This window comes from Sulfurospirillum sp. hDNRA2 (assembly GCF_024206095.2).
GTDB lineage: Bacteria > Campylobacterota > Campylobacteria > Campylobacterales > Sulfurospirillaceae > Sulfurospirillum.
The window spans coordinates 2,571,599-2,585,531 of record NZ_CP159800.1 but is presented as its reverse complement, the minus strand read 5'-3'; the positions used below and the strand labels follow the sequence as shown (position 1 = coordinate 2,585,531).

The window sequence follows — 13,933 nt, the reverse complement described above, 5'->3', positions numbered from 1 at the left end:
ATTTTTATCGTCAAATTTCTAAAAAATTACTTTTTTAAATCAATTAATCGTAACACGATGTTTTAAGCTTAAATGTACATAAATTTAGATAGAATACCTTCTCAAATTCATCAGAAAGGTGGTGGATAGAGTATGCCAGGAATTAAAGTACATCCTAATGAATCGTTTGACGAGGCGTATCGTAAGTTTAAAAAACAAGTTGATCGTAACTTAGTTGTTACGGAAGTACGTGCAAGACGCTTTTATGAAACTGCGACTGAAAAGCGCAAAAAAGATAAAATCAGTGCTCGTAAAAAACAACTTAAACGACTTTATATGCTTCGCCGTTACGAGTCAAGACTCTAACACACACGGCCAAGAAGTTAGCTTCTTGGCTTCTTCTTTATTGCTTCAAATCTTCTGTCTAAAATAAAACTAATTAAAGCTATGATACCATACAGTACCAATCAACTTCTTTTCGTTAGTAAAGGTCGTAATTTATGGAAAAAAAACTAACCGTTACCGAAGCGGCGAAACTTTTAGGCGTGAGTAAAGAGGCGATATACAACCGATTGCGACGAGGTTCTTTACAAAGTGTCGTCGAAGAAGGTGTGAAATATATTTTACTAACGAAAACGTCTTCAAAAGAGACTCTTTCTTCGCGTAAAGCGACGGAGAATAATGCGGCGGAGAGTGCTTATATCGAACTGCTCAAAAATCAAGTCGAAGAACTCAAACAAAAAAACGAGAAGTTAGAAAGCGATAAAGAGCGTTTGGTTGCAGACAAAGAGCGTTTGTTGATCGAGTCGAAAGAAAAAATCGAGATGATTTATAAAGAAAGAGACGAGCAGCTCAAAGCAATTCTATCACTCGCCAATCGGCAAATCGGTGTTGTTTCGGGAGTTACTTCGCCCTCATCAAATACGTTTCAAAGCGCGTCGGCGGAACATGGATACGTGGAAGAAGTCGATGTGACGGATGAAGAAGACGATGTGAGCGTGCAAGAGGAAGAAGAACTTTTAGAGTCGTATAGCGATTGGCGCGATTTGAGAAGTTATTTAAAGGAAAAAGGGTTTTCAAAGAAAGAAAAGCAGCAAATCAACGACGTATTAACAAAAAAAGCGAATCAGCTCAATGACGTTTTAGATAAAAACGGAAAAATCTTTATTAAAAAAGGTAAGAAACTCAAAGAAATTTTAGGAGAATAAAACGCGAATGAAATACGTAAGAAAAATATCCGATTATATGATCGCAGGGGGGCTCGGTGTCCTTGTTGTTGCAGGATTACAAGGATGCGATAGCAAAGACGACAATAAAAACGCGTTAGCCGAAGCGGCGAAAACGCAGGGCGCAACCGTGATTGTCGACGAAACGGCTCCGGGCGTGTATAAAATTGCCGAAGAGTATCCGAGTTCCGGCGGTACGCGAGTCGTCGTTCGAGGGCTGGACGGAACCGAGCGTTTGTTGTCTCAAGCGGAAATCGACGCGTTAGTTCAAGATGAAGCCAAAAAAATCGACAACAACACTTCGGCATTGACTAATCCTCAAATGAGTTCCGGCGGTATGGGTCTTGGCGGTGTATTGCTTTCCAGTATTGCCGGAGCGATGATTGGCAGTTGGATCGGTAACAAACTTTTTGGCAATGCCAATTATCAAAACCAGCGTGCCACGACGTATAAAACGCCCCAAGCGTATACGCGAAGCAGTACCAGTTTTAACAAGCCTGCCGCTACGACGACTCCGAGCAGCAGTGCGACGAAAAGCAGCGGATTTTTCGGCGGAAGTTCCGGAACGTCAGGCTCGTCGTCTAGCGGAACGTCAAGTTCAAGTACCCCTAGCAGTTATGGAAGTTAATCATGTTACATGTAGAAAAAATTAAACCTTTAAGCAAAGAGTTTTTAGAATCCATCGGTTTTTATTGGCATACGGATCAGGATCAAACGTCTTATGTTGCGGACGAATTAATCGTGATTACGCCGCAAGAGGCGGAAGCGTACTACGAAGCGGCAAACGAATTGTACGACATGTACGCGGAAGCAGGGCAGTACGTTATCGATAACAATCTTTTTCATGAACTCAATATCCCTTTTAATTTGGTGGAATTGATCAAAAATTCGTGGGAAAACGACGTGCATTGGCATCTTTACGGGCGTTTCGATTTCGCAGGAGGCGTGGACGGGAAACCGATTAAGTTGCTTGAATTTAACGCCGATACGCCGACTTCGTTGTATGAAACGGCGATTATTCAGTGGGCGATGCTCAAAGCAAACGGGATGGACGAAGCCAAGCAGTTTAACACCGTATTTGAAGCACTTAAAGAAAATTTCAAACGCTTGGTCGTTTTAGGCGGCGATACGGAAGATTTTGCACAGTATTACGAAGGGTGGAAAATCCTTTTTTCATCGATTCGCGGAAGTATCGAAGATGAAAATACGGTTCGTTTTTTACAAATCGCCGCCAACGAGGCAGGATTTCATACCGATTTTGCGTATGTCGACGAAGTCGGTTTCAACGGTAAAGAGGGTATTTTTAAAGGCGACGAAAATTTCGAGTATTGGTTTAAACTCGTTCCGTGGGAAAATATCGCGATCGAAGAAGGCGACTTGGCGTTATTGTTAGACGAGATCGTCCGCGAACAACAAGCGATTATTCTCAATCCTGCCTATACCCTGCTGTTTCAAAGTAAAGCATTTATGAAAATTCTTTGGGATCTTTTCCCGAACCATCCTTTATTATTAGAAACGTCGTTTGAACCGCTTAAAGGTAAAAAACAGGTCGAAAAACGTGCTTTTGGACGTGAGGGTGCTAATACCGTCATTTTTGACGAAGCGATGAACGTCATCGAAAAAACGGAAGGCGAGTATAAAGGGTTCAAACCGATTTATCAAGAATACGTCGAACTTCCCAAAGACAACGAGAACCGTTCCTATCAAGCGGGTGTTTTCTTCGCATATGAGGGATGCGGTCTTGGTTTTAGACGCGGTGGACTCATTATGGAAAACTTCTCGAAATTCGTAGGACATCGTATTAAGGATTAGGGTATGACAATAGTTTTTTTAGATGCCGGAACATTGGGAAACGATATCGATTTAAGCGCATTTCATGCATTGGGCGAGTTCAAAACATTTGATACGACGCGTACGGACGAGCGAATAGCCCATATTGCGGATGCGCAGATCGTTTTGAGCAATAAAGTCGTGATTGATCAAGAAGTGATGGATGCATGTCCCAATATTAAACTTATTTGCGTGACCGCGACGGGAACGAACAACGTGGATTTGGAATATGCTAAGGTCAAAGGCATTGAGGTCAAAAACGTAGCAGGATATTCGACCGCTTCGGTTGCGCAAACGACTGTTATGTTAGTGTTGGATCTCATCGGTAAAAGCGCATATTATAACGATTTTGTCAAAAACGGCGGTTGGGTGAAAGCCGCAAGTTTTACGCATATCGAAAAACCGTTTTGGGAAATCAAGGGAAAACGTTGGGGCATTATCGGTCTTGGAACTATCGGCAAAGAGGTTGCCAAAATTGCGACGGCGTTTGGTGCGGAAGTGGCGTATTATTCGACAAGCGGTGCCAACAACGATGCCGCGTACGAGCGTTTGCCGCTGGAAACAATGCTAAAAACGTGCGATATTATCACGATTCACGCACCCTTGAATCCTCAAACGAAAAACATAATCGATGCACACGCGTTAGCGATACTCAAAGAGGGTAGCGTACTTGTGAACGTCGGTCGCGGCGGTATCGTCGATGAAGCGGCGTTAGCAAAAATTATCGATGAAAAAGAGCTGTACGTCGGGCTTGACGTCTTAGAAATCGAACCGATGAAAGCGCATCATCCACTCTTACATGTTAAACATCAAGAACGCCTCATCATCACGCCGCATATTGCGTGGGCAAGCATGGAAGCACGCAAAAAGCTTATGGACTTGGTTGTTCAAAACATTCAAACATTTTTAAACCGATAAGGAGAACGTATGGCGAAAGAACACAGTTTTGATATTACGGCCGAGATCGATAAACAAAAACTCAAAGACGCTTACGAACAAGCAAAAAAAGTGATCACCAACCGTTGGGACTTTAAAGGGATTACATGTGAGTTTGATTATAACGAAAAGAACAAAGCGTTTACGCTGATTACGACTAGTGATAACAAAGCCGACGCGATGGTCGATGCCTTGATTTCTGAAGCGATCAAGCGTGATATTTCCGCCAAAGCGTTAAAAGAGAGCAAACGCGAACCTTCAAGCGGAGGCAATACGAAAGTAACGGTTGCGATCGTCGATGCGATTTCAAGCGACGATGCCAAAAAAATCGTTAAAGAGATCAAAGAGCTTAAACTCAAAGTTCAAGCTTCGATTCGCGGCGACGTCGTAAGAGTCGAGGGTAAGTCGATCGATGATTTGCAAGAAGCGATCAAAGCGATTCGTGGATGCGATTTTGATTTTCCGGTCAATTTTACCAACTTAAAATAGATGAGCGACGATTCTTTACCGCCTCTCATCGAGCCGGTGCCTCGTGTTCGAGGTTTTAAGTGTCGTTTGATGATGGTCGTAGTGTATACGGCGATCAGTTTTACGCCGCTTCTTTTAGGCGGTTGGCTGGGATATACGTACAACGTATGGATCGGCATTGCTTTTTTTCTATTTTTAACGCTGATTAGCGGCATTGTGAGTTCCAAGATGCGTATTGCTTCCATTCCTCCGGTGCAGCGGGAGATGAATTATTCGACTTTGGCTATCGTCAAATGGTATGTGGCAAAAAATATCTGTTTTGAGGAACGATCGTAATCGCATTGATGCAATTACGACCAAGTAGGATGTGAAAAACTGGCGGTATGCAACTCCGTATTTATCAAACCGGCCGCTACTATCGGCGGTTTTGTAACGCTGATACCTTCGATGAGGGATGAAGCCTCTTTACCGGCATTCATCAAGCCTTGAAGTGCCGTTTTCGGATTGGCTTCGCTTCCGTCGGGTTTTTTAACATTCGGTGAGGTAAACTCTTTAAGAGCCAAGTTGGCGGTAGGTCGGCAAAGCGTGATCGTCACGGCTTGTTGCTAAACGTTTTCGTACCGTCATAGTAAAAAACATAATTGAAATGATTGCTTTTATTTTGAATATCGATGCAAAGGATGTACGTGAGAAATCAACCCAAATACCATTTTATTAAAAATACTTCGTATGCGCTTAAGGGACTGAAAGACCTTTTATTAACAGAAACTTCGTTTCGAATCGAATTGGTTGCCGTGTGCGTATTGCTTCCTCTTTTATGGTTCTTTTCGTTGGAGTTGTGGTATAAACTTCTCATGTTTTCTTCGCTGACGGGCATATTGATCGCCGAAGCGATTAACAGTGCGATCGAACGCGTAACCGATCTGGTGACGCTCGAGCATCATGAAATGGCCGGACGTGCTAAAGATATGGGCAGTACAGTCGTTTTTTTGAGCATCGGCGTATGCCTAGTGATTTGGTGCTTCGGCTTATGGCAATGGTCACAGCACTGAGCGCTGGATTGACAGATTAATATCATAACGCTGTGGTAATCTTAACGGATTAAAAAGGAACGAAATGAAAAGCATCACGTACGGAACATTGCAGATCGATACGGCATTGTACGATTTTATCGGTAACGAAGTTTTACCCGACACCGGCATAAGCGTTGAAGCTTTTTGGAACGGTTTTGAAACGGCGGTGTTGGATTTTGGACCTCGTAATATCCAACTACTACGAAAACGAGACGTATTTCAGTCCCAACTTGACATGTGGTATAAGAACCATCAAAAAACGTTCAATCAAGAAGAACATATCACTTTTTTAAAAGAGATCGGCTATTACTTAGATGAAAAAGAGCCGTTTGAAATTACCGTCGGCATGATGGATCCGGAAATTTCCGAGATTGCCGCACCGCAGTTAGTCGTCCCGGCAGACAATGCGCGTTATGCGCTCAATGCCGCTAACGCGCGATGGGGAAGTTTACTCGATGCGTTGTACGGTACGGATGTCATTGAAGATGCCGAACCGTACGAAAAACGCTTCGCCTACAATCCCAAGCGCGGTGAAAAAGTTTTTGAATTCGTTTATGCTTTTTTAGACCGGATCTTTCCTTTAAATTCAGGCAGTTATGCCGACGTCGAAGCCTTTCGTTTGGATGGGAATACACTAACGGCACGGTGTTTAGGCGGAAACGACGTTTCGCTTCGTGAACCTGAGAAATGGGTCGGATATACGGGAGAGCGTTGTGACCCGAGCAGCCTTTTATTGCAAAATAACGGCTTACATGTCGAAATTCGTTTGGATCGTAACGGCACGATAGGGCAGACGAATCTTGCGGGTATTCAAGATATAATACTCGAATCGGCGCTGAGCGTAATTCAAGATTGCGAGGATTCCGTTGCCGCGGTCGATACGGAAGATAAAATCCGCATTTACCGCCATTGGCTCGGAATGATGAAAGGTGATTTAAGCGTCAGCTTTGAACATAAAGCTCAAACGATCGTACGTGCACTCAACCCCGACAAAACGTTTCTTTCCAAAGACGGTACGCCGTTTGTTCTCAAAGGACGCGCTCTTTTATTGATTCGAAACGTCGGGCTTCATATGATGAGTTCTTGCGTTACATGTAACGAAAAACCGATCGCCGAAGGATTATTAGATGCATTTGTAACGGCATTGTGCGCGCTTCACGACCTTAAAAAAGAGAGCGGATTGCGTAATAGCGTTGCCGCTAATATCTATATCGTCAAACCCAAATGTCACGGACCTGAAGAAATTTCCTACGTCAATGAAGTTTTCGCACGCGTCGAAGAGGTATTAGGACTACCTGCGTATACGATTAAGATGGGCATTATGGACGAAGAAAGACGCACGAGCATCAATCTTTTAGAATGCATCAGGCGAGCGAAAGAGCGTGTCTTTTTTGTCAATACGGGCTTTTTAGATCGAACGGGCGATGAAATCCACAGTTGTATGGAGTACGGCCCGGTTTTACCCAAAGAGGAGATGAAACAAAGCATTTGGCTCAAAGCGTATGAAAACCGTAACGTCGATATCGCACTTGAATCCGGATTTGCTTTGCATGCGCAAATCGGCAAAGGCATGTGGACGATGCCCGACGCGATGCAAAAAATGCTAACGCAAAAAATCGCTCATCTGCGCTCAGGTGCTACGACGGCGTGGGTTCCTTCCCCGACGGCAGCGACATTACACGCATTGCATTATCACGACGTGAATGTTTTTAAAAAGCTTGAAGAAATTAGAACGCGCAAAATTGCATGCGTCGAAGACATTTTAACGCCGCCGTTGTTAGATCGTACGCTTTCACGCGAAGAGGTGACGCAAGAGGTCGAAAATAACGTCCAAAGTATTTTAGGCTACGTTGTGCGTTGGGTCGAGCAAGGTATCGGTTGTTCCAAAGTTCCCGATATTCATAATATCGAGTTGATGGAAGATCGAGCGACGCTTCGTATTTCGAGCCAACATCTTGCCAATTGGTTACACCACGGTATCATCGACGAGAAAGAGCTCAAAGAAATCTTGGAAAAAATGGCACGCGTCGTTGATACCCAAAATGCGCATGATCCAAAATACCGCCCGATGGCACCGCATTTTAGCAAGAGCATCGCCTTTCAAGCCGCATGCGAACTTATTTTTAAAGGTCGATGCCAGCCGAACGGCTATACGGAATTTATCTTACATGTGAAGCGCAAAGAGGTCAAACAAGCGTTGCCCGAATATCCGTAAAACGTTCTTTCTTCGCAATGCGCCAAGGTCTCACTTTGGCGCAAATGTTTTTCTTTTTTCCTTCTTCTTTCTCGAGAGTTCTTCACATGTAAGCTTCCAAAAATGATTCTTTAAGAAAATATTCTGTTTCATTATTGATATAAAAAATTAAAAAAAATTAAAATTAACACTTATTTAACACGGTGCTTCTATAATCCTAGTTGTTAAAAATTTTACACAAAGGAGACTTCATGGATATAATAGGGCAATTCCCGTTGTTTTATTTTCCTGAATATGGAAGTGCTTGGATGATGGGTATAACGGGTACGATACACATCTTATTCTCGCATACGTCGGTCGGTGCGGCGATGCTTTTTGCCTTTTTAGCGCACAAAGCGTACAAAGAGAATCGAAGCGATTATTATCCGTATATGAAAAAATACGGTATGTTTTTGCTGATTTTCTCGTATGTTTTAGGTTCCATCACGGGACCTGGTATTTGGAATACCGCAACGGCGGCAAGCCCGAGAGGTATTAGTGCGCTTATTCATAACTTCGTATGGGTATGGGCAACGGAATGGGTCTTTTTTATCTATGAAGTCATCGGTGTTTTCGTGCTGGTCTACTTTATCGATAGAATAGATCGAAAAACACACCTCAAACTTACCTATACGTTTGCGCTAGCTTCGGTTGGAACTTTGGCGCTTATCATCGGTATTATCAGTTTTATGATGTGGCCCGGAACGCAAGCCTTCTATGCAACGGGAAGTGCAAGCGATGCCTTCTTCGGTATCAATACGTTCCCGCATATGTTTTTACGTATAGGGTTTATGATCATGATGTCGGGCGTTATCGGTTTGGTTATTTCCAGTTCGATGCGTAAAGAGAACGAAGAACTCTCCAATGAGCTCAGCCGTAAGATGGGTTATATCAGCATTATCGGCGGTTTCATAACTTTGTTTTTCTTTATTTGGTATATGGGTACGCTTCCTGAGAATGCTCATGCGGTTTTTGCTTTCTCAAAAGATGCCATTATTCAAAATAGAATTATCTTGACGATGGTATTTGTCGCTTACTTTGCCATTGCGATTATTAAGCCAAGATGGATTAATCCCGTTATTGCGAGCGTTATGATCGGTGTTATTTTGATTTCCGGTTTATGGTCTGGCGAGAAGTTAAGAGAGTCCATGCGTAAGCCTTATGTTGCAGGACAATATATCTATTCCAATCAAATTATCAGCCGAGACGTTCCCGGCAAAAATATTAAAAGCGAGCTTCCGATTATCGCCGAGAAAGGGCTTTTGCACCTCAATCCTTTCGTCCCGGCGCGCCTTAAAACGATTACCGATGAAAATAGGAAGGATGCCGGTGAACTTTTAGCCAAAATGGCGTGTTCCAACTGCCACTCTTTAGAGAAGACGGGTGTCTTCAGACCTCTCAAAGATAGGCTAACGGGTATGGACAAAGAGGGTATCAAATCCATCTTGTATGCGATGGGCGAGGGTGCATTCTCATATATGCCGACACTCAAATTACCAGAAACAGAATACGATGCGATCGCGGAATATTTTGCATCGTTACACTACTAAGGAGAAATAATGGACGCATCAGTATTATTAGCGCTTAGGGATCCCGCGGGAGTTCCATTTTATCCCATAGTTTTTCAAGTACTTTATATTTTAACGTGGGCGTTGCATGCGGCGTTCGTACTGCTTTCATTGGGCGCTATGGGTCTTTCGCTTTACGGTTCGGCAAAAGGAAATCAGGACAAACATTGGAGTATTCTTACGCCACATTTGATTCAAACGGGTAAGATCAGTGTTTCTATCTTGATCGTTTTAGGTGTAGCACCGCTTCTTTTTACACAAGTCATCTATGATCCGAACTGGTATGTCACCAATACGTTATCGGGTATGTGGATTTTTATCTTCGTGTATACGATGATCGTCGGTTATTGTATGTACTATTGGTACTATTATGCGCACAAAGCGCAACGAACAGGACATTCGTTGATCGGTTTCGTATCGTTCGGTATCTTGGTATTTGCCGGAATTTTGATGCATAGTTTTGCGGTTACGTCGATTATGCCGCACGATTGGATGAACATGTACGCACCTAACGGTATCGTCAATACGAGCGGATGGACGTTTAATATGGATATAATCCGATTGGCGTTTATGGTGAGTCTCTCTATCCCCATCGTAGGTATTTTCTTACAAAACTACAGCCGCTTCTTATCGACGCGAAAAGATTTTGACGCTTCGTTTATCAGTTATAGCGCAAAACTAGGAACCAATTTTGCGGTTGTAGGTCTTTTGATCAGTGCGGTCTTGTTTGTTTTGTGGATGTTGCAAATTAAATACCTTTTTCATCCCGTATCAATCGCAACGATAATCGGCGTATTAGTTTTGCTTGCTATGGCAAAAACGAATCGCAATAGCTACTACACAACTTTGGTTTTAGTCGTGGTTGCACTGTTGATCTCTACCATGAGAGAGTTGATTCGCTTCGATATTATGTCGGCTTTAGGATACAGCATTTACGACTATCCTATGAACTTGGAAATTCCTTCCATCGTTATGTTCTTATCGACATTCTTGATTATGGGATTTGTCGGTGTGGCATATCTTTTAACGATGGCATGGAAAGTCGGTAAACGCGAAGGTGTTTTTGACGGCTCTAAAGATGTCGTGGTCACGAAATTGGGTCAAGCAACGCTTTATATTATGATTGCGTGGATGGCTATCTATTTTGCTTGGGGCATTGTAACTTTGTTTAAAAATATTCTCTAAAATATACGATACGCCGATTCACAATAAATCGGCGTATCGGCTTTCGTTGAAGAAACGTGCCTCTTTGGAAGACAAAGAAGGCATATGTAACTATTTCAGACCTTCGATATATTTGGATAATGAAGTGATCGCATCGGCATCAAGATTTTTAACTTGTCCTGCCATCGTTGCTTTCAAAGGACCACCGTAAGTACCTGCTTTATAACCGTTGAGCGCAGCAGCAATTTTATCGGCACTCCATCCGGCAATAATCTGAGATTTATTCAAAGCGGCTTTTTCCGCTTTTGCACCGTGACATGTAGCACAGGTTTTATAAAGTGTTGCCCCATCGGCGGCAAAAATTGAGGTAGCACATAAAATGCTAGCCAAGACTAAGACCTTTTTCATAGTGACTCCTTATTAAATAATTAACGTTATTATATACAAAAAAAGTGAATTTATAGTGAAACAAAAGTGTTACTATTTCAATTTATTGAAAACTTTATACGTTTCCCAATAGGTATCTAAAGCTTCACTTAAGGCTGCATCGCTGAGCGTCGTTTTTTTCTTGACGCCGAAACGGTTAATCAACCCGTCGGTGAGGATCGAAGTCTCTTTTGTAGGATTTTTGAGATAGTGCGTCATAGCGCGTTTGACTTCGTTTTCACTGCTGTATTTTAATAAATAGCGGTAAAAAAATTTGTCGATTTTGACCGGCATCTCTTTATGACAAGGCACGCAATGACGCTCATAGACGCTTTCGCTGCCAAAAGCCCATGCAACGCAGATGAAAAAGAGACCGACTCCTTTTACCATGAAATACTCACTTTCGTACCTTCGTTGCGTTTGGATTCGATATCGACGTTGAGTCCGTACTCCTTAGCGATCGCGGCTACGATGCTCAGTCCGATGCCAAATCCGCCCACGCTTCGATCGAATCGAACGTAACGTTCAAACGCATGTTTAGTTTTTGATGCGTCCATACCGCGTCCGCTATCGCTAATTCGGATCAGTTTATCGTGGAGCTCGACGTCAATCGTTCCGCCGATATGATTGTATTTAACGGCATTGGAGAGAATATTGTCGAGCAATTTCGTGATTTTTTTACGATCGATCGACATAACGACGTTTGCTTCTAGGCACGTGCCGACACGGATTTTTTTTGATTCGCAGAGCAAAGAGAAGTATTCCAGTCGTTCTTCTAGCAATAGTTGAAGATCAACGGTTTCGTCATGGGACGATAAGCGGTGCGAAAGGATTAAGTAGGTTAAATCGTCGTATAAATTTGAAATGGTTTTGGATGCGATCGTAATACGGTTAATTTTCTTCAAAAGTGCCGGATCGAGTTGTGTCGGATCGATCATCTCGATATTGGAGAGGATCGTATTGACCGGTGTGTTGAGCTCGTGCGTCGTATCTTTGATGAAACGATCCAGTAACGAGATAGCATCTCGCATCGGGCGCAATAAGAGTTTCAATAAAAAATAACCGATCAATACCGTAAGGGCAAAAATAATACCGCCGTAGAGAAAAAGCGTGCGGTAAATCTTCTTATCCCAATGCGCAGGCTCGGGTACTTCCAGTGCGATGTAACGTGCGCCGAGGTAGTAAGACTCTAGCTCTTTGATAAAGTAGATTTTATGCTCTTTGATATAAATATCGTCGTAAAGATTGACGTTTTGCGAACGTAAAGTCGAAAAGATTTCATGCAAACCGCTGTCGTAGATGGCCGAGTTAAACCGTTCGTCTCGTGGATAAAGACGCTCTTTGTCAAAGGTGACATGTAAGGTTTTTAAACGGTTAATTTGCTCGTTGGTCAAATTGGAAAGAGCTTCTTTTTGGTGTTGTAAAAAGAGTTCCCGTTGAAGGTCGTAGTACAAAAATGCAACGAAAAAAAGGCTGATAAGCACCAAAAAAGCATAGAGAAAAAGAAACGACCAAAGCGTCTTTTTCTCACGCGAGTGTAAATTTGTATCCCAGTTTTTTAAGACTAACAATGCGCTCTTTCCCTATGATTTTGCGTAAGTTTTTAATGTAGGTGCGAAGGGTTTCGTCACTGCCGGTTTCCTCAAAATCCCATAAATGTTCCATCAACGTTTCATGACTGATAATTTCGTTCTTTTTTTGCAAAAAAAGTTTGAGAAGTTTGGCTTCTTTGTTTTGCAGTTGCACGATTTTTTGATCGATATAAAGTTGATGCGTTGCGGTATCGTACTCGACATGTTCGTCGATGCGTAAGCGCGCTTGAGGCGTATGAAAAAATTCACGTTTTAACAAGGTTTCGATGCGAAACAAAAGTTCTTTAAGCGCAAAAGGCTTGCGTAGATAATCGTCGCAACCGCTTTCATAACCCTCTTCGACGTCTTCGATCGCATTTAACGAGGTGAGGAAAATAGCCGGTGTCGTTTTACCTTCCAAGCGAAGTTGGGAGAGGAGCTGGAAACCGTTTAGTACAGGAACGTTCACATCAAGCAATAAAAGATCGAAGCGCGTTTCGTAAATTGCAACTTCCGCCTCTTTGCCGTCGTAAACCGGTATGACGTCGTAGTCTTTCGAGACTAAAAATTCGCATACGGTCTCGCTAAGATTGGTATCGTCTTCAAGGAGTAGGAGTTTGGCTTTGGGCATCTTTGCGCCTTTGAGATTGGTCTTTTTCGTAAAGTGTTTTTTGCGTTTCGTCCATTTGTGAAACGCGTTTTTCAAGTTCACGGTAGAAAGGTTCTTCTTTTTCCGCATCGACGTAGCCTATAAGTGCGATGAGCTCTTCGGTACTCATTTCGCTAAAATCGGCTTTGGCGATGAGCAAGGTTACGCTCAACATAAGGAGAGAGAAAAATCGTTTCATTGTGTTTACCGTACCGTATTGATCCATACGGCAAGGTGTTCGATAAGCTCTTTAGTAGCAAGATTAAAGGCTTCGACCGTACCTTCGGCTCCGTTTTGTTTCGTCACGGTTTTTTTCGAAGCGATACGTGTCGTACCGAGTACGTTACCGCTTTTAATATCGATTAAGCGAAAGCGGATATTGACGTAAACATAAGAATTATCGTTAGCATCGAAAACCTCTTCGAAATTTTGTAAAACGGATTCAAGTACCAAGTTATTCGATGCCATTGAGGTACCGGAGATAACCGATTCAAAATGATTTTGGTCTTGAAGGGCTTCTGCGATGAGGTATTGGAGTTTGAGCGGAGGCGTTTCGCTCCACGTACCGTATTTATAGGGAAGCATAGCTCCTTCTTGTTTGTAAAGAATCGCGCGGCTGTTCAGTCCACTTGGAGCATCGATGCGTGCAATCTTTAAAACGTCGTGATTGGGGGTGTTGGTGCGCGTAAGATTAACCATAGGCTCTAAAGAATAGGTGTAAGGTTTTAGATTCGTCTCTTTGAAACTGCAACCGCTGAGGCCTAAGAGCATGAAGACTAAGCTCAAAAATCCGACTATTTTCATATTAAC

The 13,933-nt window shown here is 42.8% G+C and carries 18 protein-coding genes; 11 read left to right on the top strand and 7 right to left on the bottom strand.

Annotated elements, in window-relative coordinates; all coding sequences use genetic code 11:
* The first annotated feature begins 132 nt into the window (after positions 1-132).
* The 7 genes from rpsU (at position 133) to NL930_RS12770 (ending at position 4,775) form a co-directional block, all read left to right on the top strand.
* A complete protein-coding gene (gene rpsU, locus NL930_RS12800) occupies positions 133-345 on the top strand; it encodes a 30S ribosomal protein S21 (protein WP_039671852.1) in 213 nt (70 codons plus the stop codon).
* Between the two features lie 134 nt (positions 346-479).
* Positions 480-1,187, top strand: a complete 708-nt coding sequence (locus tag NL930_RS12795; RefSeq protein WP_039671853.1) for a helix-turn-helix domain-containing protein — start codon at positions 480-482, stop codon at positions 1,185-1,187.
* Positions 1,188-1,194: 7 nt separating this feature from the next.
* On the top strand, positions 1,195-1,833 hold the full coding sequence (locus NL930_RS12790; protein ID WP_039671854.1) for a UPF0323 family lipoprotein: 639 nt from the start codon (positions 1,195-1,197) through the stop codon (positions 1,831-1,833).
* A gap of 2 nt (positions 1,834-1,835) precedes the next feature.
* Complete coding sequence (locus NL930_RS12785; RefSeq protein WP_039671855.1) at positions 1,836-3,017, top strand: glutathionylspermidine synthase family protein; 1,182 nt, start codon at positions 1,836-1,838, stop codon at positions 3,015-3,017.
* A 3-nt stretch (positions 3,018-3,020) separates the two neighbouring features.
* The gene (locus NL930_RS12780; protein WP_254376918.1) at positions 3,021-3,953 is read left to right on the top strand and encodes a D-2-hydroxyacid dehydrogenase; all 933 of its coding nucleotides are present in this window, start codon (positions 3,021-3,023) and stop codon (positions 3,951-3,953) included.
* Positions 3,954-3,962: 9 nt separating this feature from the next.
* Positions 3,963-4,460, top strand: a complete 498-nt coding sequence (locus tag NL930_RS12775) for a YajQ family cyclic di-GMP-binding protein (RefSeq protein WP_254376917.1) — start codon at positions 3,963-3,965, stop codon at positions 4,458-4,460.
* Between the two features lie 69 nt (positions 4,461-4,529).
* Positions 4,530-4,775 (top strand): hypothetical protein, encoded by a 246-nt coding sequence (locus NL930_RS12770; protein WP_254376916.1) that lies wholly within the window; start codon positions 4,530-4,532, stop codon positions 4,773-4,775.
* A gap of 14 nt (positions 4,776-4,789) precedes the next feature.
* Here the strand turns inward: NL930_RS12770 and NL930_RS12765 are convergent, their stop codons facing one another.
* Positions 4,790-5,035 (bottom strand): hypothetical protein, encoded by a 246-nt coding sequence (locus tag NL930_RS12765; protein ID WP_254376915.1) that lies wholly within the window; start codon positions 5,033-5,035, stop codon positions 4,790-4,792.
* 90 nt (positions 5,036-5,125) lie between these two features.
* Here NL930_RS12765 and NL930_RS12760 point away from each other — a divergent pair, with 90 nt between their 5' ends.
* The 4 genes from NL930_RS12760 to NL930_RS12745 all read left to right on the top strand — a co-directional run bounded on the left by NL930_RS12760 (position 5,126) and on the right by NL930_RS12745 (position 10,498).
* Positions 5,126-5,491 (top strand): diacylglycerol kinase, encoded by a 366-nt coding sequence (locus NL930_RS12760; protein WP_254376914.1) that lies wholly within the window; start codon positions 5,126-5,128, stop codon positions 5,489-5,491.
* A gap of 64 nt (positions 5,492-5,555) precedes the next feature.
* Positions 5,556-7,727, top strand: coding sequence for a malate synthase G (locus tag NL930_RS12755; RefSeq protein ID WP_254376913.1), 2,172 nt, complete (start codon positions 5,556-5,558; stop codon positions 7,725-7,727).
* A gap of 230 nt (positions 7,728-7,957) precedes the next feature.
* A complete protein-coding gene (locus tag NL930_RS12750; RefSeq protein WP_254376912.1) occupies positions 7,958-9,295 on the top strand; it encodes a cytochrome c in 1,338 nt (445 codons plus the stop codon).
* 9 nt (positions 9,296-9,304) lie between these two features.
* Positions 9,305-10,498 (top strand): hypothetical protein, encoded by a 1,194-nt coding sequence (locus NL930_RS12745; protein ID WP_254376911.1) that lies wholly within the window; start codon positions 9,305-9,307, stop codon positions 10,496-10,498.
* 90 nt (positions 10,499-10,588) lie between these two features.
* Here the strand turns inward: NL930_RS12745 and NL930_RS12740 are convergent, their stop codons facing one another.
* From NL930_RS12740 to NL930_RS12715, 6 genes are all read right to left on the bottom strand, one after another.
* Positions 10,589-10,885: a c-type cytochrome gene (locus NL930_RS12740; RefSeq protein ID WP_254376910.1), complete on the bottom strand. Its 297-nt coding sequence runs from the start codon at positions 10,883-10,885 to the stop codon at positions 10,589-10,591.
* Between the two features lie 72 nt (positions 10,886-10,957).
* Positions 10,958-11,293: a hypothetical protein gene (locus NL930_RS12735; protein WP_254376909.1), complete on the bottom strand. Its 336-nt coding sequence runs from the start codon at positions 11,291-11,293 to the stop codon at positions 10,958-10,960.
* Positions 11,287-12,474 (bottom strand): HAMP domain-containing sensor histidine kinase, encoded by a 1,188-nt coding sequence (locus NL930_RS12730; protein ID WP_254376908.1) that lies wholly within the window; start codon positions 12,472-12,474, stop codon positions 11,287-11,289. The genes NL930_RS12735 and NL930_RS12730 overlap by 7 nt, the downstream gene beginning before the upstream one ends.
* Positions 12,431-13,105 (bottom strand): response regulator transcription factor, encoded by a 675-nt coding sequence (locus NL930_RS12725; RefSeq protein WP_254376907.1) that lies wholly within the window; start codon positions 13,103-13,105, stop codon positions 12,431-12,433. Before NL930_RS12725 ends, NL930_RS12730 begins: the two co-directional genes overlap by 44 nt.
* Complete coding sequence (locus tag NL930_RS12720; protein ID WP_254376906.1) at positions 13,077-13,322, bottom strand: DUF1104 domain-containing protein; 246 nt, start codon at positions 13,320-13,322, stop codon at positions 13,077-13,079. The genes NL930_RS12725 and NL930_RS12720 overlap by 29 nt, the downstream gene beginning before the upstream one ends.
* Positions 13,323-13,327: 5 nt before the next feature.
* Positions 13,328-13,927, bottom strand: a complete 600-nt coding sequence (locus NL930_RS12715) for an ABC-type transport auxiliary lipoprotein family protein (protein ID WP_254376905.1) — start codon at positions 13,925-13,927, stop codon at positions 13,328-13,330.
* Positions 13,928-13,933 lie beyond the last annotated feature (6 nt).

What these genes read in the sequence shown, in the direction of transcription:
- rpsU (WP_039671852.1), top strand. Translation starts at nt 133, where the DNA reads ATGCCAGGAATTAAAGTACATCCTAATGAATCGTTTGACGAGGCGTAT.
- NL930_RS12795 (WP_039671853.1), top strand. Translation starts at nt 480, where the DNA reads ATGGAAAAAAAACTAACCGTTACCGAAGCGGCGAAACTTTTAGGCGTG.
- NL930_RS12790 (WP_039671854.1), top strand. Translation starts at nt 1,195, where the DNA reads ATGAAATACGTAAGAAAAATATCCGATTATATGATCGCAGGGGGGCTC.
- NL930_RS12785 (WP_039671855.1), top strand. Translation starts at nt 1,836, where the DNA reads ATGTTACATGTAGAAAAAATTAAACCTTTAAGCAAAGAGTTTTTAGAA.
- NL930_RS12780 (WP_254376918.1), top strand. Translation starts at nt 3,021, where the DNA reads ATGACAATAGTTTTTTTAGATGCCGGAACATTGGGAAACGATATCGAT.
- NL930_RS12775 (WP_254376917.1), top strand. Translation starts at nt 3,963, where the DNA reads ATGGCGAAAGAACACAGTTTTGATATTACGGCCGAGATCGATAAACAA.
- NL930_RS12770 (WP_254376916.1), top strand. Translation starts at nt 4,530, where the DNA reads ATGATGGTCGTAGTGTATACGGCGATCAGTTTTACGCCGCTTCTTTTA.
- NL930_RS12755 (WP_254376913.1), top strand. Translation starts at nt 5,556, where the DNA reads ATGAAAAGCATCACGTACGGAACATTGCAGATCGATACGGCATTGTAC.
- NL930_RS12750 (WP_254376912.1), top strand. Translation starts at nt 7,958, where the DNA reads ATGGATATAATAGGGCAATTCCCGTTGTTTTATTTTCCTGAATATGGA.
- NL930_RS12745 (WP_254376911.1), top strand. Translation starts at nt 9,305, where the DNA reads ATGGACGCATCAGTATTATTAGCGCTTAGGGATCCCGCGGGAGTTCCA.
- NL930_RS12740 (WP_254376910.1), bottom strand. Translation starts at nt 10,885, where the DNA reads ATGAAAAAGGTCTTAGTCTTGGCTAGCATTTTATGTGCTACCTCAATT.
- NL930_RS12735 (WP_254376909.1), bottom strand. Translation starts at nt 11,293, where the DNA reads ATGGTAAAAGGAGTCGGTCTCTTTTTCATCTGCGTTGCATGGGCTTTT.
- NL930_RS12725 (WP_254376907.1), bottom strand. Translation starts at nt 13,105, where the DNA reads ATGCCCAAAGCCAAACTCCTACTCCTTGAAGACGATACCAATCTTAGC.
- NL930_RS12720 (WP_254376906.1), bottom strand. Translation starts at nt 13,322, where the DNA reads ATGAAACGATTTTTCTCTCTCCTTATGTTGAGCGTAACCTTGCTCATC.
- NL930_RS12715 (WP_254376905.1), bottom strand. Translation starts at nt 13,927, where the DNA reads ATGAAAATAGTCGGATTTTTGAGCTTAGTCTTCATGCTCTTAGGCCTC.